This window comes from Thioalkalivibrio sp. ALD1, from assembly GCF_000381245.1.
Taxonomy (GTDB): Bacteria; Pseudomonadota; Gammaproteobacteria; order Ectothiorhodospirales; family Ectothiorhodospiraceae; genus Thioalkalivibrio.
Map to the genome: position 1 here is coordinate 249,055 of NZ_KB906242.1, position 19,246 is coordinate 268,300.

Here is a 19,246-nt window from a genome sequence, read left to right on the forward strand (position 1 = left end):
GATGATCATTCCGATCCTCACGGGGATCATGTCTGTTGGGAGTGCGGTCGTTCAGCACCAACAGCAGAGTGCTCACGCGAAGATGCAGGATGAGCAGCATAAGGCCAACATCAAGAACTCCCAGACGGCAATGCGTGACTCCTACGAGGCTACCCAGCGTCGGATGCAACAGGAGGATGCTGCTGCGGGTGAGGCTGCTTATGAGCGTAGCCGCCAACGTATGCAGGAGATGGGATCTTTCCGAGCGGCTGCGGCTGACTCTGGAGTAGAGGGCATCTCTCTGGATCGCATCATGGAGGAGATCGCCGGGACTGGCTCCCGAGACATCACCAACATCGGTCAGAACCGCGACTGGGCTATGGGCCAGCTTGGTGACGAGATGAATGCTCACCGCAGTACCGCCATGGGTCGCATGAATATGACGGCTCCAGGCATCGGCCCGAGTACCTGGGGGACTGCCTTCCAGATCGGTGCAGGGGTCACCAACTCCTATAACAGCTACACCCAGCGAACTGGGAACGATCCTGTGGGTAACCGCTTTGGCGGTCGCCGCAATACCTCTGGAGGGGCAACGTAATGGCACAACTACCGGGCATGACCCCTGTTCAGCAGGGTGGTCCGACTGTCCGACACAAGCAACAGCGCACGGTGTCTCCGTACACCAGCCATGGTCAGGTCGCCCTGACTCCTACCGCCCAGGCTGTCGATACCTATGTACCGCCGCAGAAGATCCGCGAGGATCGTCGCCTGTCGCAGTTCGCAGAGGCTCTCTCTCAGTTCTCCCCAGCGTTGGAGCGTTACGCCACGCAGCGTGATGACCGTCTGGGGAAGGAGCAGATCAAGAACGATCACTACTACGCCGAGATTATCCGCCGAGACCGCGAAGCGGGTGTCATCACCGCAGTCCAGGCCAAGGAGATCTTCCCTGAGTTGGTCCCCACTGCAGCGGCACACATCGCTGAGAAGGTCGCCAAGCTGGATGCCAAGGATTTCATCCAAGACCGCATCCAAGGAATCCTCGAAGACGACTCCATCCGACTCAATACTGAGAATCGGAATGCCTACATGGAGGAGATCCGCAAGGAGGCTCTGGAGTTCGTCGGGGACAATCCCTTCTACGGTTCCGCCTACATGGGTCAGGTCCAACGTTCTCTCAATGAGTTCGAGACGACGTGGATGCGGGAGACGGCTGGCTATCACGAGGCCCTCATGGGCCACGCCTTCATGGATGAGGTCAGTGATGCTCTGCGCACTGGTGAGGATCTCCTCGCAATCGACGCTCAGTGGAAGGAGCGTGGTCCCCTAAACAACCTTCAGCGGAATGAGCGAGTAATCCAAGCTGCGGTCAACCTCGCGCTTGAGACTGGGGATGAATCGTACTTGGAGCGGGTGCCTGATCGCTTCCTGAATGCCGAGGCCAAGGCGAACTTCGCGCGTACTCAGAAGCAACTCCGAGACGCACAGTGGAGTGACCTTATCCGTTCCAAGCAGGTAGACGATTGGCGGCACCAGGAGGAACAGCACGCCCGACAGGTAGACGTTCTCCGTCGCATGATGGAGGGAGAACAGGTTACTGCTCGGGAGTTCGCAAATGATCCTGCAACCGCTGCCTTCGTCAACCAGTGGAACATGCAACCTCTCGTGCATCCTGTGGCCTCTAAGGCCGCGCGGAAGAACCTTGAGAGCTACGCAATCTGGACCGCCATGACGAACCCTGGGGGGGTGAACCGCGAGTCACTCACTAATCACATCTTGAGTACGCCGGACCTCGCTCCGCAGGACAAGGTGACACTCCTAGAGGGTATGGATGGTCTCCTTGAGGGTCTCAACTTCATGGATGATCCGTCGATCAAGCGAGCGGAAGATAATATCAAGGCGCACCTTTCGGCTGTGCGTAATAACCTCGGGCCTGTCTTGGAGGGCACGCTGCACGGGAGCAGCCTAGATGCAGACGCGCTGCGCTTCTGGGAGTCCAGTCTCCACGAAGCTCTCTCCACCTACTACTGGGAACACGGGGAGATGCCTGGGCCGATGCTCAAGAGGCAGATGGTCAGGGAGATCGAGGCTGAGACTAGCCAGTATATCCGCGAGAGTGCGCGCTTAATCAGCGAGGGCCGAGAACCCCACTTCCCCCACCAGCAGGGTGCGCGTGCCGCACCTCCGCAATCCTCTAGCGCCCCCAGCGCCTCTAGCACTGTCCCTGAGGGGATGAAGAGAGAACTCCGCTACAACCCGGATACGGGTGTGTCTGAAGTGGTGTTCGTCCCCATTGATTAAACCCCGCTGTCCTCATCGTGATGCTGAGGTACTTGTATTGAATATCTAGGAGAAAACACATGGAGTACCGCCGCGTACAGGTGGGTGACGATGTTATTGCGTTCCCCACTTCGATGAGCGACGAGGAGATTTTCAAGGCGATTGACGCACATAAGTCTCCCGCCCTTACCGGTGAGGTAATGCCAAGGGAAGAGTACACACCCTTTGGAGAAGTACCTGAGTCCATCAAGGCGTCCGATCTCTCCTCGAATGAGGACTGGCTGCGGGCTGCTGAGAAAGTCTATCAGATGCGCGCTCGTCGCCCCTTCGAGGGGACTGAAGAAGAACTCTCCATGTGGGCGCGCTCCTACATGGCGTGGTTCAACTACAACTTGGGGGGTCAGGGACTCATCGCCCGTGACGTTCTGCGGTCGGACCAGCAGACCAAGGAGGCCTTCCTTCACCTGATGGACACCTTCGATAACACGAAGATGTCTTGGCAGGGGGCTGGGTATGCAACTCGTTCCATCGCGTTGGATCCCACGATGCTCCTCGGGTTTGCTTCCCTGGGCATCGGTACAGCCGTCCGTGAGGGGGGTCGCCAAGCAGCCCGCGCCACTTTCCGCGAGCAACTCCGCAGGAGCGTAGGACGCTCGGGGATCATTGCGGGGGTCGAAGGCGCTGGTTATGGCTATGTGGACGACGCACAGCGTCAGCGCATCGAGATCTCTTCTGGTCGTCAGGATGGGTGGGACTACGCACGTTCCGCCTTGTCTACAGGTACTGGTGCCCTCGTAGGTTTCAGTGCGGGTACTGCGCTGGACCTCGCTGCAACTCGCCTGAGTAGTGTGGTGAGGGGTTGGAGAGACAAGACACCCGCTCCTGCAGCAGTTGACTCTCCTAGGGGTACGGTTGCACCTGTCCAGCGAGCGACTGGTGATGTGACTCCGGGCACACAGGCAGTAGACCCGGAAGTACCAGCAGGGGGAGGTTCTCATAGGGTGACCGTCGAGTTGCCGGGAGAGCAAGCCGCCCCGACACCCCCGAGTGAACGCGGAGTTCCTACGCAATCGGTCGAGCGTCTGCTCGCTGGGGACACCAAGGATGTTGGAGGCATCGAGATCCCGGTTCACCCCGGCTCGGAGAACCCCGTCCGTTCCATGCGGGAGACACAGGAGTTGGCCGAGGGGGTAGCCTCGCAGCTTAACGACATCCCTGAGCATCAACTCGCGGAGGCCCTACCCGATCTTCTCAGGGCAGAGCTGTCTGACAACGAGAGGAAGAACTTCACCACGGCTGTCCTCCAGGCGGCGAATCAGTCCATGGATGACCTGCGTGATCTGTACCTGCGACGAGCGGCTGCTGCCGATGCTGAAGTGCCCTCCCTGAATAGGCAGATCGCAGATCAGGAGATGAAAACCGACAACCTCTACAAGCTGGACTCGGCACTTAAAGCCCAGACGGCGCTCACTCAGAGGGCACGCCAGGAGTACAACACGAAGCTCTCCGAGATCACCCCCGCGAAGCTCCGTGAAGAAGGCTTCTCTGGGGAGGACATCGGGTTGGAGATGATGCGGCGTCGTGCCGCGATGGAGCAGGAGATCGAAGTCAAGCGTATCCAAGCGGATTACGACGCGCAGATCCGAGCGAGCATTCGCGAAGATGGTGACTTCTCTAAGGCCATGGAACTGACGGCCAAGAAGCGCCGGGATGTTCAAGCCCTTACACCCTCCCCAGAGAAGGCGAAGCCGGGCTTCTGGGATAAGGCCGCGGAATTCTCCATCAGTAACGTCTTCTCGCTCACCACGCTGCAGATCAACCTGTACTTCTCTGCCTTCAAGATGCTGGCAGGTCCAGCGGTACGGGCGTTCCTGAGTGACCCTCTCACTAAGGCTACACGCGCGGAGGCTTTCGCCAGCTACGCTACCATCCGTGCCTCTCAGAAAGCGGCGCTACGGGCAGCTAGTGCAGCTTGGCGGTATGAGCAGGGCATCACCAATGCTGACCCTAACCGCTTTCTTGAGTCCCATATCGCGATGGGTGGCAATAAGATCACAGGACGCATCGCTCCTCACCTCCGTCTCTTCATCCGAGGGATGGGCGCTTCCGACGAATGGATGACGCGTCTCGCCTACGACTCCCGAGTGGCAGGTATGGCGGCTGCGCGTGCTACCAATGAAGGTATCGAGATGGGCCTGAAGGGTAAGGCGCTCAACGCTCATATCCGAGAGTCCTACGAGCGGGCAGTGAAACAGGCTTACGACTCGGAGAACACGGACGTTCTTCTCGAACCACTCGTCCGCAAGGGGCACAACCTGGGACTTCGCGGGGAAGAACTCCAGCGGTATGTCGAGAAGGAAGCCCTGCGCGACCCTGAGATTCTCCGTAGAGGGAACAGTGAGGAAGCCAAGGAGTACGTCAAGCACGTCCTGTACAAGCAGGAGTTTGATAACTCCAACCTGGGGGAAAGCCTCGGGAAGGCGGTGGACGATCTGCTGAACAAGTGGCCGATCCTCAAGGTGGTCTCGGGGTGGCTCTTCTTCCGCACCCCCATCCGTGTCGTTCAGGAAGGTCTCCGGTTCACCCCCGGAGTGAACCTCGTCAACCCCGTGTTCCTGCGGGATCTGGCAGGGTTCAATGGTCCTGAGAGGGAACTCATTGCTCGTGCCCAGGCGATGACTTCTATGGGTGTCATGGGGGCCGTCGCTACGCTGTGGGCACAGGATCGTGTCACTGGGGATGGTGCTCCCAATAGCTGGACGGATAGCCGCTTCCAGCGGGACTCTCACTTGCCTGACCCCTACTCCATCATCGATGCGAACGGTAAGAGCTGGAACTACCGCTTCATCGACCCTGTAGCAACTCCCGTCAAGGTCATGGTGAATGCGCTGGAGAGGATGGAGAACTATCGCGTCCGCGAAGCTCAGGGAGAGTTCATCGATCAGGAGCACTGGGAGAAGGCTCTGGCCGTTGTGAGTCTGGCCGTTGGGTCACTGACGAACGCCATCCGCGATGCCAACCTCTTCACTGGTCTGGATCAGATGATGGAGTTCTCGGAAATCCTCATGGACGCCGAGGCAGAGGAGTCTGCGCTGCTCAAAGTGTTCAGCGACAAGATGCGTCTACTGCTCCCGAGTTCTCTGCACAAGTTCCGCCGAAGTACGGACCCTGAAGTAATGGAACCCGCGAATGCCCTGCAGATGGTGGAGACTCAACTCCTGAATCCTGTGGGTCTCAGCTCGGGGATTATCACTCCACACTCCTATGACCACATGGGGCGCAGACGTGAGGTGACGAACCCGATGGCTGGCTGGTGGTTGGGATCCCGTGCTACCCCGGAACAACGTGAGAAGGGGCGCAGCGAACAGGAACTCTTCATCGACGAGGAGTTGAACAAGCTGCGGAAGGAAACCGGGATGAACTTTCGGGTGCCCTTCAAGCACCGGCGTACTGGGGACGTGGACTACCGGACTGTCCTGACATCTGACGGTACGCAGACCTTGTACGACCGGTGGAACGAGTTGTACTCCGAGACGCTCTCCAAAGACGGTCTCGAAGCTATCCTCCGTGCCCCTGCCCCTGTAGGCACCTTCAAGCACAAGGCATTGAAGGCAGATAGAGCGCAGCAGCTTATGACTCAAGCACGGGATGCTGCCTTTAATCGTCTCATGGCGGAGGAGCATCAAGTGGTCGAGGAGTACATCCGACACGAGATCCGCAAGAACCAGTCCGAAGCTGGTCTCTGGGATGTCAACCGGACGCGGAACGCACCTCCTGTAGCACCCTGGACTCAACCCTAGACCCATCCACTGTAACCACGAAGGGCGGCTCTTGTAGTCGCCCTTTTCATTTCTATACGGAGCACCTATGGCACTTGCTCGAGTGCAGTACCTTCAAGGTTCCCCTGGAACCAAAGTGTTCGTTGTTCCCTTCCCGTACATCAATCGATTCCACGTCAAGGTCTCGGTCAATGGCGTAGAGGTAGACTTCAAGTGGCTCAATGGGACCACCATTGAACTTGAGGAGATGCCGGAAGAGAACGACGTTATCGATATTGTCCGAGAGACCGACCGCGAGACTCTTCTGGTGGACTTCCAAGATGGCTCCACCATGACCGAGGCGCAGTTGGATCTTGCGTCGCGTCAGTCGTTCTATCTGGCGCAGGAAGCATTCGACCTCACGGCGTCCACCCTGGCAGTTGCCAACGATGGCTCGTACTCCGCGTCCTTCCGTCGGATCACCAACCTGCTGTATCCGCAGACTGATGTGGACGCAGCCAACGTTCAGTACGTCAAGGATGTGCTGACCTCCAGTAAGGACGCCTTCGAGGAACGTGTCAAAGCTGAGACTGCTCGTACCGAGACCTATGCAGCTCGGGATCTCACTCTGACGTACCGCAACACCGCGAACCAGCATCGGTTGACTGCGGAGGCTCACCGGGATACGGCCAACCAGCACCGTCTGGATGCTGCAGCTTCGGCTGTCTATTCCGATGCACAGGCCGACCGTGCTGAGGTTGAAGCTGATCGTTCTTTGTCTGAGGCGAACCGGGCGGAAGGAGAGGCTGACCGTTCCCGTGATGAGGCTGATCGTGCCCAGGCCCTAGCGGACAGCCTGGAGAGTGTCCCCGGAGGTGCCATGGTTATGTGGCCCCATGCGGTCTCTTTGATCCCTGCGGGATGGGTTCTCTGTGACGGCACCAATGGAACCCCTGACATGCGTGGGCTGTTCCCGGTGGGTGCTGGCGGTGGTTATAGCCTGGGAGCCACTGGTGGTGCCAACACGAAGTCGCACTCTCATGGTGACAACTTCAGTGTGGACAACCACACGCTGAACAACTCCCGAATCCCGAGTCATCGTCACCAGGGGGGTCATGTTCTCTCTACCAGTGATCTTGCGGGCTATGGGACCACTTCGGGAACGTCGCGTCCCCGTCACACTGGTTCTACCAGTGGTTCTCGCAACTCATACCCTTGGTCTAATTACACCGGTAACGGGGACGCGCACGCCCACGGTCTGAGTGGAAGCGTCAGTAGCGCGACTATTGATGTCCGTCCTCCGTACCGGGCCATCCACTTCATTATGAAGCTCTAGGAGACGTAGATGCTAACTGTCATTCGAGAAACTAACGGCTTCACCGTGATTCATGCGGGTGAAGTACTTGAGGTGGCCTCGCTGCCTCTACCTGACTCTTTCAGTGCGCTCCATTGGGATGGCTCTAGCGGTGAAGTTGAATTCATCAACTGCCAGGAACGTTGCAATGAACCTCTGGAGGACACCTCTATTGCGGAGGACTGTCTCCAGGCTTTCTTCGATGAGAAGGAGCGCATTGCGGAAGAGACCCGTCAGGCCTTTCAGGAACGCAAGAACTCTTGGGAGTACGTCCGCGAGAATCGCGACGACATCCTCAAGGAAACCGACTGGATGGTTCTCCCCGACTCACCTCTCAATGAGACAGCTCTTGCAGAACTGAAGGCCTATCGACAGGCCCTGCGTGATATTCCCAGTACCTTTGGGAGTCCAGCCGCTGTTGAATGGCCGGAAAAGCCCTCCTTCCTGTAGTTCGCAACTTGAGAAACCCTCAATGCAAGAAAAGCTGTCCTCCCTTGAGGCCATCATTGGTATGGCCCTGACGGGCCTCATCATTGGTCTCGGGCAGGTATTGGCATCGGAGGAAAAGATCACACCACGAATCATCATTGGACGCGCCTTGTCCTCGATGGGGCTGGCTCTTGTAGCTGGCATCGTCCTGATCCAGATCCCTGACATCCACATCCTGGCCTTGATCGGTCTGTCAGCACTTATCGCTTCTCTGGGTACCAGCGCCCTGGAGAAGCTCTTCCAGAAATACTTTGGAGTCGGCAAATGACTGCATCCAAGGAACTACTGGAGAAGCTCCACAACGTTGTCGGTGAGAAGCTCTACGAGCGGATCGCCTCTGGAGAAGCCACGGCTGCCGAGTTTGGGCAAGCCATCAAGTTCCTCCAGAACAATGGCATCGAAGCTCTCCCCGAGGGGAACGACGCGCTGACCAAGCTCGAAGGCTCTCTCAAGGAGCGTCTCCCGTTCTCCGACCTGAACGACCCTACGACTTACCAGTAGACCGTCGCTCAGGCTTCACCTGAAGCCCCCTGTCCCTCTCTCGCAGCTAACCCTGTGGGATTGGGCAGGGGGCTTTTTTTTGGACCTCAGAATGGCTCAGAAGAAGAATACCAACGCACTACCTCCCGACCATCCACTGCAGGACTTTCGCAACTTCCTTTTCCTCGTGTGGACCTTCCTGTGGGAAGCCGGAGCGATCACCGCCCCGAAGCCTGACCCCACGGCTGTTCAGTACGACATCGCGTACTACCTCCAGCATGGTCCCCGGCGAAAAGTCATCGAGGCCTTCCGAGGAGTGGGCAAGTCATGGATCACTGCAGCCTACGTCTGCTGGCGACTACTGCTGAATCCTCACCTGAACTTCCTCGTGGTGTCCGCCTCGAAGGATCGCTCGGACCAGTTCTCTATCTTCACCAAGCGACTCATCTACGAGCTGCCCATCCTGGCTCACCTGAAGCCCAAGGATAATCAGCGGACCTCCAACATTGCGTTCGACGTTGGCCCTGCAGGGGTATCCCACTCTCCCTCGGTGAAGTCCGTGGGTATCACCGGGCAGATGACCGGTAGCCGTGCTGACGAGATCATCGCGGACGACGTGGAATCCCTGAACAACTCCCTGACTCAACTCATGCGGGATGTCCTCGGGGAGCGCATCAAGGAGTTCGACGCGATCCTGAAGCCTGGGGGCAACATCACCTACCTGGGTACTCCCCAGACGGAGATGAGCATCTACAACGTGCTGGAAGACCGTGGGTATCAGATCCGCGTGTGGCCCGCTCGTATCCCCAAAGATCCCTCCAAGTATGGCAACCGGTTGGCTCCGTACATCATGGGTCTCATCGAGCATGGGGCCAAGGAGGGGCAACCCACGGACCCCCAGCGATTCTCCCACGAGGATCTTCTGGAGCGAGAGGCCTCCTACGGGAAGTCTGGCTTCGCTCTCCAGTTCATGCTGGATACCACCCTCAGTGATGCCGACAAGTATCCTCTCAAGCTGAAGGATCTGATCGTCATGCCCCTGGACACTCGCATGGCCCCCGTGAAGGTGGTCTGGTCGTCTGGCCGCGAGTACGTCACCCAGGGTGTTCCAGTGGTGGGTCTCGCAGGGGATCGCTTCTACGGTCCCATGTGGGTCGATACGTCTCTCGCTGAGTACACCGGAGCGATGATGTTCATTGACCCCTCGGGCCGTGGTACTGACGAAACCTCCTATGCGGTCGTGAAGATGCTCCACGGCTGGCTCTACTTGGTGGACGTGGGTGGCTTCACTGGAGGCTACGAGGATGCAACTCTGGAGAAGCTCGCGAAGATCGCCAGACTCCATCAGGTGAACATCGTCCAGGCTGAACCCAACTTCGGTGATGGCATGTTCCTCGAACTCTTCCGTCCGCATCTACAGAGGCACCACGCGTGTCGTCTGGAAGAAGGCCCTCGGGTGAGTCAGCAGAAGGAACGCCGGATCATCGACATCCTTGAGCCTGTCCTCACGCAGCACCGCTTGGTGGTCGATGAGGCTCTCATCAAGAAGGACTTCGATTCGGCTCCCGAGGCCAAGTACGGTTTGTTCTATCAGATGACTCGGTTGACTCGTGACCGTGGATCCCTGGCTCACGATGACCGCCTGGACGCTCTCTCAGGCGCTGTAGCCTACTGGGTGGACCAGTTGGGTAGGGACACGGAGAAAGCCGCTCAGTCGCATCGAGAGGAGCTTCTACAGCAGGAACTGGACAAGTTCATGGATCAAGCCCTGGGCTACACCCGCAAGAAGGACAAGTGGGTGAACGTCCAGTGAACGCTCAGTGAACGCCGAAGGATGACCCTTTGAGACCCTCTTTTAGGAAATTCTAATTGAGGGTCTTTTTTTCGGCTGACATCAACAGCTTACGATTACCACGAGTTCATGGAGGAAGATGATCCCCAAGCCCCCCGGTTGATATATCCCTATAGATGTAACTATAGGTACAACTATAGATGTATCTGGGGCCTACTGACACGGTTGATTCCTCCTGTAGGTGAGCTAGAGCTGTACCATTGCTGTCTCTGACCACCATCATCCCCCAAGTACCATCCCTCCATAGATTCCCTCTGTAGTACCTCCCTCCAAAGAATGGGTCCTTGTTCCTCTAATAGATATTATTCTAGAGATTTAAGGACCCATTAACGATGATGATGATTGTTGTACCTCTGTAGTACCTCTATAGTCCAACTCCCTGTCCGATCTGTCTGTATCCTCCCTGGCTGTCTCTGCGGTTGCATCTTTGAGAAGGGGAGGGTAGATGTGTCTCGTAGGTGAATCTGCGGGTGAGTCTCGAAGAGAAGTCTCCCAGGAAAATTTGGGAGAGAAATCTGAAGGGGTACCCACGCGTTCCCTGGAGCAGGTTTCCCCCGTACCCACCCCCGGAACCCGCGAGAAATCGAGGGGGACCACCCCACCGGGCACACTATCTGCCACACCTCCCGCCTAAACCATTGATTTTACTGCAGTCCCTTGGCACTACGGATACCTTTAGACCCTTCGCGGGTCATTTTTTACTGTATAAATCGCCAGTAGTCATCAGCAGTGTGTCATTCTGATACACTTTTGGGGTAGGGCTTAGTCCTTTTCCCGTCTATCTATAGATCCCATCCCATAGACTCCCATCTATAATCCCTCCCTGGCGACCCACCCAGCGACCCACCCAGCGACCCACCCAGCGACCCACCCAACGACCCACCCAGCGACCCACCCAACGACCCACCCAGCGACCCACCCAGCGACCCTGAGGCGCGCCGAAAGCTTGCGACCTCGAGACACACCCGCGCGCGTAACCTTATAGGCGCAACCCTCGATCACCTCCCGTCAAACTAAATTCCCTTTGAGTCCAAACACTTAGCACTTTTTTCGATTTATTTTCGGTTTCCCTGTTGACGCCACCAACCCGATCGCGTATAGTTCGAGCCATGGAAGCACAGCAGCACGGCTTCCAACCACCGGCCCCAGCGGCTCGGTCGCTCTCTAAAAGACTGGCGAGTAGTCCCATCGATAGGCTTATAGCCTCGGGAGTCTAGGTTGGCACCTTCAGGCCGCTTAAAGGTGCATCGGTGGGGTGGGAATGGCACAGGGCAAAGCTCATCGCCTGAACCTCAACGCTCGCCTAAAAGTATCCGACCTCGGTTGACTTCTGCGGTTGAATACTTTAGAGTGCGGAACCATGAAAGGGCAGCAGGTTGGCCCTTACCTGACCACCACGGATCAGGCGCTCATTAAAAACTCGGGAACCTCGCGAAGGGTAGGCTGCGAGAATGAAACAAAAGCCGCCCGTGAAGTTCGCTGAACGCTCACCAGCAGTAGTTCTGCGGATGCACCTGCTAGGTATACGGGGTGCATCATCGGACCCACTGGGTTTCATTGCCTGAATGTATCCGACCTCGGAACCAACACGGAGAACGACATGATCAAGATCAGTCAGACCAGCAAGCTGAAGGCCCGCTCGTGGTCCCTCCCGGCACTAGAGACGTGCCCCGGCGCTCGCACCAAGGGTGGGGCACTGGTAGAGGCCTGTCAGGGGTGCTACGCCACCACCGGCAACTATCGATTCCCCAGCGTCAAAGCGCCACGGGAACACAACAAGGAAGACTGGAAGCGCCCGGAGTGGGTCGCGGATATGGTCTCCGAGCTGGACGCGGATCGTTACTTCCGCTGGTTTGACTCTGGCGACCTCTACAGGGTCGAACTGGCAGAGAAGGTGCTGCAGGTCATGGAGCAGACGCCCCACTGTAATCACTGGATCCCAACCCGCTCGCATAAGTCCCCCCGGATCGAGATGATCCTGCGGCGGATGGAAGCTCTGCCCAACGTGGTGGTACGGAGGTCTTCGGATTCCGTCACGGGTGAGGCTGACGCTAACCACGGCTCGACCATCATCCCGACCCCCGAAGATGCGCACCCTGGGATGTTCGTCTGCGGGGCCTACTCCCGAGACGGGAAGTGCGGAGACTGCCGCGCGTGCTGGTCCAAGGATGTCCCTCTGGTCGCCTATCCGGCGCATGGTCAGAAGATGCGCAAGGTGATCCGCATCGCTGTGGCCTGATCTATCCGACCTCGGAAGTGAATCAATCCTAGAGGCTGTCTCCGCGAGGCCTCTAGCGTGGACTCACAGACCAACAGAGGAAACACGCCATGAGCGTAATGATTCTGGGACACGACAAGATCGACCAAGTAACTCGCGGGGTGCATGAGCTGATCGCTCGCAACCTGATCCCGGAGGGTTTCATCTGCTGCGGGGTCGTACTGGGTCAACCAGAGGCCGTCAGGCAGTCCCCACAGTTCAACCTGCAGATGCTCGGCAACACCCTGCAGAGCCTCAATGTGGAGGCCTTCGAGAGCCGCTATGGGGAGATCCCACTAGAGGAAGAACCGAAGTACTACCGGTATGAGCACCCCGAGGCCCCCGGCTTTATGTCGGCTCACGAGTGGTTCACTGCAATCGGGGCTCTAACCGAGTTTCGCTACCAGTTGAACGCGACGAGCGCCCCTGACCTGCACGAGATGGCCGACCGCATGAAGCCTCTGCTGGCCCTCCTGTTGGAAGCGACAGACCGCACCTGAGACCCACTGAAGCCCGCCCAGGGCGCTCCTTAAGGGGGGTGCCCGTGGGTGAGGTGTGCCCATACCTATCCACACATGGAAACGAAACGACCATGAAAGCAATCGTAGCTTGTGAATCATCCGGCGAGGTCCGCGAGGCTCTTCGCGCGATGGGTGTAGATGCCTACTCCTGCGACATTCTCCCGGCAGACGATGGCAGTCCCTACCACCTACAAGGTGATGTGCTGCAGTTCCTCGACCGAGGCTGGGATCTGATGATTGCCCACCCTCCCTGCACCTACCTCGCATCTAGTGGCCTCCACTGGAACAAGCGAGTGCCCGGACGCGAAGAGAAGACCCTAGAGGCTCTTGAGTTTGTCCGCGCCTTGATGGCTGCAGACATCCCCTATATCGCCATTGAGAACCCCGTCGGTCGCATCTCGACGGCCATCGATGCACGCGACTACGGATTCAGCACGGCGAAGGCCTCGCAGTACATCCAACCGCACCAGTTCGGACACGACGCAAGCAAGCGCACTGGGTTGTGGCTCAAGGGTCTCCCTGAACTTCAGCACACCCAGGTCGTGGCCCCGCGAATGGTCGAAGGCAAGCCCCGATGGGCCAACCAGACGGACTCTGGACAGAACAAGCTAGGCCCCTCTGAGGATCGCTGGAAGGAACGCAGCAAGACATTCACTGGGATTGCTCAGGCGATGGCCTCGCAGTGGGTCCCCCACATCCGCAACAACATGAAGGAAGCAGCATGAACGAAATCGACAACCGACCGTTGGCAACTCAAGAGGTCCGCGAGATGTACAACAAGATGTGCATCACCAGAGACCACACGGATGGTCTCGGGGCTTACCACGATGCCTGTCAGGAGGTTAAAGACTTCCGGGCTAGGTACCGGTGGCCTGAAGATGAGAAAGCCGCTCAGACGCAGCCACAGAGGCCACCACGGATTGTCCGTCCGACTGGTCGCAAGGTTGCACGCACCAAGGAAGAAGCACTCGCATTCATCGAAGCAGCATTCAGCTAGAGGAGAACACCAAATGAAAATCCAGATGCGCTACATCATGTTCGATGGTGACGACGCTGAGATGTGCAGCAAAGACGACGCAGACACCATCGGCATCTACATCATCCGAGAAGAGGGAGACCCTGGCTACCAACCCAACGAGGATGGCATCGAGTACCCCGAGTGGGTGGCCGACTGTTACCCCGAGTGGGCGGCAACCCGAGTGGTCCTGTCGTATCCCCTCGGCACAAAGCTCGCTGATGCGGAGACACGGCGAATCTTCAACAAGGGACTGCCTGATGGCGGCAACGAGGAGAAAGCAGCATGAGAGTAACCGTAAGCAAATCCGGGGACCACTGGCAGGTCCGCGCTGAAGAGGGCACCCAGCGAGGGGAGATCATCGCTCGGGCACAGTCTGTCGGACTCACCGATGTGGAGTTCCTCTGCTTTGGTCAGATCGGGGGCAACCTGCTTGCCTTCGAGGGTGTCCTCACCAAGGAGGGCCTGGACCTCACCGACGACGAGACCTCGCACATCCTGCGGGCTGCGATCCTCCCGACGATGACTCCCTCGTGGCATCGAGTGGAGCATCACCCGACTGTCTCCGGGGCTGGCCGCTTCGAGGTATCCTTACCGGGAGGTAGCCAGCGTATCCGTAAAGCTCGCTACGTCACCCTCTCGATGCGTCAGGGAGTACGGGCACGAGGGGTCACCTTCCAACTGCTCGCACCTAAGGAGGTAGCCGCATGAAACGTCTCAAGGACTGGATCCACCCGGCCATCGACCTCGCCATCCTGGGGTTCTCGGTCTACATGATGATCTGGGCGATCTTCCGCTGGTAAGCCACGGTTTTCCTTGGTATTAGCAATCCGGGTACGCAATACTTACGCGCAATATTGCGGACCTACATCACAAAAGCATAAACTAGCGATCAACCACGGGAGGACGTGGAGAGGCACCGCATGGGGCGTGTGTACTCTTGGGTGGGAAACGTGCAGGTATCGAGCATGAACTTTGGATTCACTCTTTTCGGCTGCTCATTCTTTTTCGAGAGCGCATCAGTAACGAAGGGCAACAAGTTCCTTGACTGGATAGTAGACCCCAATGATATCCTCCTGTGGATAGGACCGTCACACATGGTCCTCTCAAGGGAGAAAGGAGTCCAAAATGAGTTACAAGAAGGAGGCGGCGAGAGCGATTAGCTTCTTGAAGGAAGTCCAGATGGTGCAAGCGGACATGCCCGCGCAGACTCTCAGGACTTTCATCGAGGTTGCCAATCGACCAGGCATCACAATGACGGAGTTGGCGCGGCGTCTGGGGTACTCCCAGGCGTCATGCTCTCGCAACGTCGCAGCCTTGGGCAAGTGGCACAGCTACAACAAGAAGGGGCATGACCTCCTGAAAGCAGAGGAAGACCCCGCCGAACGTCGTCGGAAGATCGTCAAGCTGACCCCCAAGGGTGAGCTATTCGCAGAGGCGCTCTTCAAGCATCTGACCTGCGAGTGATTCCAAGGTTGGTGCCCGGAGTGGGACTCGAACCCACACGGCTAGATGCCACGGAGTTTTAAGCTCCGAGTGTCTACCAGTTCCACCATCCGGGCGGCAACTCAAGTGACCAGCGAGAGAGGAGGCATCCCATGCCAGTCCAACCGAGAGGCAGAAGCTACGAAGCTTCTGTGAGCCACAAAGGCGAGCGTTACCGTCGCATGTTCCCCAGCCGCACACAAGCGGAGATGTGGGAGGCAGAGTCCAAGGCTGCATTGTTGAGGGGTGAACTACCCGACCTCGCAACCGATGAGGCCCCGGAAGAGAAGGGCAAGCCCAGGACTCTGAAGGAACTCTTCGACGCTACCTACCGTAGCTCGTGGGCTGGCATCGCTGCAGAGAAGAGCATCGTCACTGGTGCCAAGCAGATCCTTGAGTACTTCGGACCCAACACGAGGTTCACCGAGATCCGCGAGGAACAGATCGATGGTCTGGTCTTCATGTGGGAAGCGAGGGGCCTCGCCAATGGGACCATCAACAAGCGGCTCTCGATCCTGTCGATGATGCTGCGCCATGCCCACGACCGTCAGTGGGTCTCTCGTGTGCCGAAGATGCCCCGCAAGAAGACAGTCAAGGGTCGCATCCGCTACTTCACCGAGCAGGAGGAGCAGCACCTCATCGAGTACTTCAAGATGATCGACCAGCCTGATCTGGCTGACCTCGTGGTGATCGGAGTGGACACCGGGATGCGGATGGGGGAGATCCTTCGCGCTGAGTACCGGGATGTCCATGACGGCATCCTCTCGATCTGGAAGACCAAGAACGGAGAGCCTCGGAGTGTACCTCTGACCTCTCGTGCCAGGGCTGTCATCGCGAGGCGTCAGAAGGATGGACACCAGAGGATCTTCCATGGCTGGTCCTACGCACAGATCCGCCACTACTGGGACCGCGCTCGGAGTCACATGGGGATGGCCCATGACCCTCAGTTCGTGATGCATGTGATGCGCCACACGTTCTGCTCGCGGCTGATCCAGAAGGGAGTCAGCATCGTGATCGTGAAGGAGTTGGCTGGTCACTCAACCGTGGTTGTCACCATGCGGTATGCCCATCTGGCTCCGGCGAATCTGGTCAGTGCGATCCGTGCCTTGGAGAAGGGTGAAGACTCCGCAGAATACTGTGATACCCGGAACCCTGATGTGCCACAACCGTGTGGCATCCGCTGATTCATGTGGCGTGGCCACTGATCTGACCGGAAGGAGACTGCCGACAGATCAATAGGTTATCTACAGGAGCTACTCTCAGTCTCCTCTGAAAAGGCACTTAAAATGCCTCGGCCGCAAGGCTGTGCCGGTTCGAGTCCGGCCGCCCCCACCATGATTGATATCTCCGCATGAAGTTTCTGGCTCGAACATCCATTCGAGATGGATTTTCCTGCGCCTGTGTGTAAGCACTGATCTCATCGTTCCCCCTGCGACGTTTTGGGCGCATAGTGGGAACTCGGCAGGTTGTGACAGGCTTGGGCATGGATGACAGCGCACACCCGCGCGAATCAGACAAGAAAACAGCGCGTCTCCACAGGGATTCGGGTGGCCAGTCCACATCGGGCCCATTGGTTGTGGGCGTGCTGGCGGCCATCGTGTTCCTCGGGCTGTTCTTGCTTATTGACCGTGCCTGGAAGAGCGAGCTGACCGAACGCCAGAGCGCGACCGTTGCAAGCGAACTGGCCAGTTTGCGCACGCAAGTGGAAAGCCTGATCAACGGGCTGGTGCATTCGACCATCGGGCTGGCCGCCTACGCCTACGCCCATCCCGAGATGGAGAGCAGTGAGTTCGAACGCGTCGCCGAGCGCATTCATCGTGGGCACGAAGATCTGATGCTCTCCCTGACTCTGGCCAGGGGCCCGGTCATCGAGTTTGTCTATCCCCTTGAGGGCAACGAGCCGGTCGTGGGACTCGACATTGGGGCTCACCCGGAGCAGGCGGCTTCGTTCTATCGGGTATTGCGGGAACGCGAGCCCGTGGTGGCAGGTCCCTGGCCCCTGGTTCAAGGCGGTTGGGGTTTGTTGGTGCGCGCCCCTGTGGATACCGGCCCGGTCCAGGATGAACCATGGGGTTTGGTCGACGCTGGGTCGGATCAGGCTATGACGATTAGCAGCATAGCGCTTGATTTTGAAGTGTTGCTGGATAAAGCGGGTATCCATGACCGGATGGATTTGCTGCGAGTGGCGCTGCGAGGTCGCGACGGCGCGGGCGACTCCGGCCCGTTCTTCTACAATCCCCACGACCTCGATGACGATGCCCCATACCAGCACCACATTCGCTTCCCCGGAGGCGAATGGCAGCTCCTGGCCGAACTGGACCCCGCTCATGCGGGTACCGATCGTCCCGTGGCCTGGTGGGCCCTGGGCCTGGTGGGCGCCCTTGCGGTCGGAGGGTACGCGTATCGGGTGGGGACGGGCCTGCAGCAAAGGCGCCGCGACCTGGATCGCTATCGGGGGCTGGTCAATCGCCTGGAGGACCCGACGCTCGTGGTATCCGGCCGACGCATGCTCTGGGCCAATCCGGCCTTTTCCCGAATGCTGGGATATCAGCCGCCGGTCGATACGGAGCTCGAACGGCTGGACCTGGTTCATCCGGATGATCTGGATCGACTGCCACCGCAACTGGATTTCGCGGACACAGACCCGGAAACGCATGGTCAGGAGGTTCGCATTCGTCTGGGGCAGGGAGACTATCGGTATTTCCTGTTGCGCTGGGTGCCCGTCGACTGGGGCGAGGGTCACGCCTTGCTGTTGACGTTTGTAGATGTGCACGAGAATCGACTGTTGTTCGATGCCCTGACCGCTGCCCGTGACCTCCAGGAGGCGATGTTCGAGGCCATTCCGGGTTATGCCCTGGTGGTGGATTCTGTGGGCACGATTCGGCGCATATTTGGTGACACCTGCCATCGCTTGTCGCCAGCCGTACCACTTGTCGGTCAACGGCTGGACCAGTTGCTGCCATCGGAGTTGGCCGGACGGTTTCTCGAGGTGGTACACCGCGCGATCGAGGAGGACACGTTGCAGACGTATGAGTACCGTCTGGATGGTGACGTGCTGATGAATCTGGGGCTTGTTGAGGACGGGCCCGCGGTACGGTGGTTCGAGGCACGGATTCGACCATTGGCACGGTCCGTGGACGATCTGCCGGCAGTCGTATGGCATTCCCTGGATGTCACGGAAAGGCGTGAGCTGGAGGCGCGGTTGAAGACGATGGCCTGGGAGGACCCGCTAACCGGGATGGCCAACCGCGCGGCACTGGAACGGGCATTTCCACGACTGGCCGCCCGCGCAGATCGCCAGGGGGGCCGTCTGGCGCTACTGTTCATCGATCTTGACCATTTCAAGCCGGTGAACGATCGTCACGGCCATGCGGTGGGCGATCAACTCCTGCGGCGAGTTGCCGAACGGTTGAAAGCGCACTTGCGTCCGGACGATGTGCTGGTGCGGCTCGGGGGCGACGAGTTCATCGTCCTAACCGCGCCGCTGGATGAACGCGAAGAGGGACAGCACCTGGCCGAACGGGTGAGGCAGGATCTGGACAGTAGGTTCGAGATCCACACAGGACCTGACGATGCTGTGGAGTTGGAGCTTACCTCGAGTATCGGCGTCGCCTTCTATCCCGATGCGGGCCGGCATCTCTCCGATTTGATGATCGCGGCCGATCGGGCCATGTATCGCGTGAAGGCCCAGGGGCGCAATGACGTGGCCCTCGCGGACGACGTGTCCATTCCCAACCAAAACAGCCCGCAGTCGGCAAACCACCGGTAAGAGATGCCTC

Annotated in this window: 17 protein-coding genes and 1 tRNA gene; 17 read left to right on the forward strand and 1 reads right to left on the reverse strand. The window is 58.4% G+C overall.

The window, feature by feature from the left end; translation table 11 throughout:
* Position 1: 1 nt before the first annotated feature.
* From F623_RS0105850 to F623_RS0105925, 15 genes are all read left to right on the forward strand, one after another.
* Positions 2 to 577, forward strand: coding sequence for a hypothetical protein (locus tag F623_RS0105850; RefSeq protein WP_018868275.1), 576 nt, complete (start codon positions 2 to 4; stop codon positions 575 to 577).
* Entirely contained in the window at positions 577 to 2,277 is a 1,701-nt protein-coding gene (locus F623_RS0105855) for a hypothetical protein (protein WP_018868274.1), read from the forward strand. Before F623_RS0105850 ends, F623_RS0105855 begins: the two co-directional genes overlap by 1 nt.
* 59 nt (positions 2,278 to 2,336) lie before the next feature.
* Positions 2,337 to 6,056, forward strand: coding sequence for a hypothetical protein (locus F623_RS0105860; RefSeq protein WP_018868273.1), 3,720 nt, complete (start codon positions 2,337 to 2,339; stop codon positions 6,054 to 6,056).
* Between the two features lie 67 nt (positions 6,057 to 6,123).
* A complete protein-coding gene (locus tag F623_RS0105865) occupies positions 6,124 to 7,350 on the forward strand; it encodes a phage tail fiber protein (RefSeq protein ID WP_019572160.1) in 1,227 nt (408 codons plus the stop codon).
* 9 nt (positions 7,351 to 7,359) lie between these two features.
* On the forward strand, positions 7,360 to 7,818 hold the full coding sequence (locus F623_RS0105870) for a tail fiber assembly protein (RefSeq protein ID WP_018868271.1): 459 nt from the start codon (positions 7,360 to 7,362) through the stop codon (positions 7,816 to 7,818).
* Positions 7,819 to 7,840: 22 nt separating this feature from the next.
* Positions 7,841 to 8,125, forward strand: coding sequence for a hypothetical protein (locus tag F623_RS0105875; RefSeq protein WP_018868270.1), 285 nt, complete (start codon positions 7,841 to 7,843; stop codon positions 8,123 to 8,125).
* Entirely contained in the window at positions 8,122 to 8,358 is a 237-nt protein-coding gene (locus F623_RS0105880) for a hypothetical protein (RefSeq protein WP_018868269.1), read from the forward strand. The genes F623_RS0105875 and F623_RS0105880 overlap by 4 nt, the downstream gene beginning before the upstream one ends.
* Positions 8,359 to 8,449: 91 nt before the next feature.
* A complete protein-coding gene (gene terL, locus F623_RS0105885) occupies positions 8,450 to 10,150 on the forward strand; it encodes a phage terminase large subunit (RefSeq protein ID WP_018868268.1) in 1,701 nt (566 codons plus the stop codon).
* Between the two features lie 1,639 nt (positions 10,151 to 11,789).
* Entirely contained in the window at positions 11,790 to 12,428 is a 639-nt protein-coding gene (locus F623_RS0105890; protein WP_018868267.1) for a hypothetical protein, read from the forward strand.
* Between the two features lie 89 nt (positions 12,429 to 12,517).
* Positions 12,518 to 12,946: a hypothetical protein gene (locus tag F623_RS0105895; protein WP_018868266.1), complete on the forward strand. Its 429-nt coding sequence runs from the start codon at positions 12,518 to 12,520 to the stop codon at positions 12,944 to 12,946.
* Positions 12,947 to 13,038: 92 nt separating this feature from the next.
* Positions 13,039 to 13,692 carry a hypothetical protein gene (locus tag F623_RS0105900; protein ID WP_018868265.1) on the forward strand — a complete coding sequence of 218 codons (654 nt, stop codon included), beginning with the start codon at positions 13,039 to 13,041 and terminating at the stop codon, positions 13,690 to 13,692.
* Positions 13,689 to 13,964, forward strand: coding sequence for a hypothetical protein (locus tag F623_RS0105905; protein ID WP_018868264.1), 276 nt, complete (start codon positions 13,689 to 13,691; stop codon positions 13,962 to 13,964). The genes F623_RS0105900 and F623_RS0105905 overlap by 4 nt, the downstream gene beginning before the upstream one ends.
* A gap of 13 nt (positions 13,965 to 13,977) precedes the next feature.
* On the forward strand, positions 13,978 to 14,271 hold the full coding sequence (locus F623_RS0105910) for a hypothetical protein (RefSeq protein WP_018868263.1): 294 nt from the start codon (positions 13,978 to 13,980) through the stop codon (positions 14,269 to 14,271).
* Positions 14,268 to 14,693: a hypothetical protein gene (locus F623_RS0105915; RefSeq protein ID WP_018868262.1), complete on the forward strand. Its 426-nt coding sequence runs from the start codon at positions 14,268 to 14,270 to the stop codon at positions 14,691 to 14,693. Before F623_RS0105910 ends, F623_RS0105915 begins: the two co-directional genes overlap by 4 nt.
* 417 nt (positions 14,694 to 15,110) lie before the next feature.
* Complete coding sequence (locus F623_RS0105925; RefSeq protein WP_018868260.1) at positions 15,111 to 15,449, forward strand: MarR family winged helix-turn-helix transcriptional regulator; 339 nt, start codon at positions 15,111 to 15,113, stop codon at positions 15,447 to 15,449.
* A 9-nt stretch (positions 15,450 to 15,458) separates the two neighbouring features.
* Here F623_RS0105925 and F623_RS0105930 read toward each other — a convergent pair.
* Positions 15,459 to 15,544: transfer RNA gene (locus F623_RS0105930), tRNA-Leu, on the reverse strand.
* A 36-nt stretch (positions 15,545 to 15,580) separates the two neighbouring features.
* Here F623_RS0105930 and F623_RS0105935 point away from each other — a divergent pair.
* Positions 15,581 to 16,651, forward strand: a complete 1,071-nt coding sequence (locus F623_RS0105935; protein WP_231367688.1) for a site-specific integrase — start codon at positions 15,581 to 15,583, stop codon at positions 16,649 to 16,651.
* Between the two features lie 299 nt (positions 16,652 to 16,950).
* Positions 16,951 to 19,236, forward strand: coding sequence for a diguanylate cyclase (locus F623_RS0105940; RefSeq protein ID WP_026278630.1), 2,286 nt, complete (start codon positions 16,951 to 16,953; stop codon positions 19,234 to 19,236).
* Positions 19,237 to 19,246 lie beyond the last annotated feature (10 nt).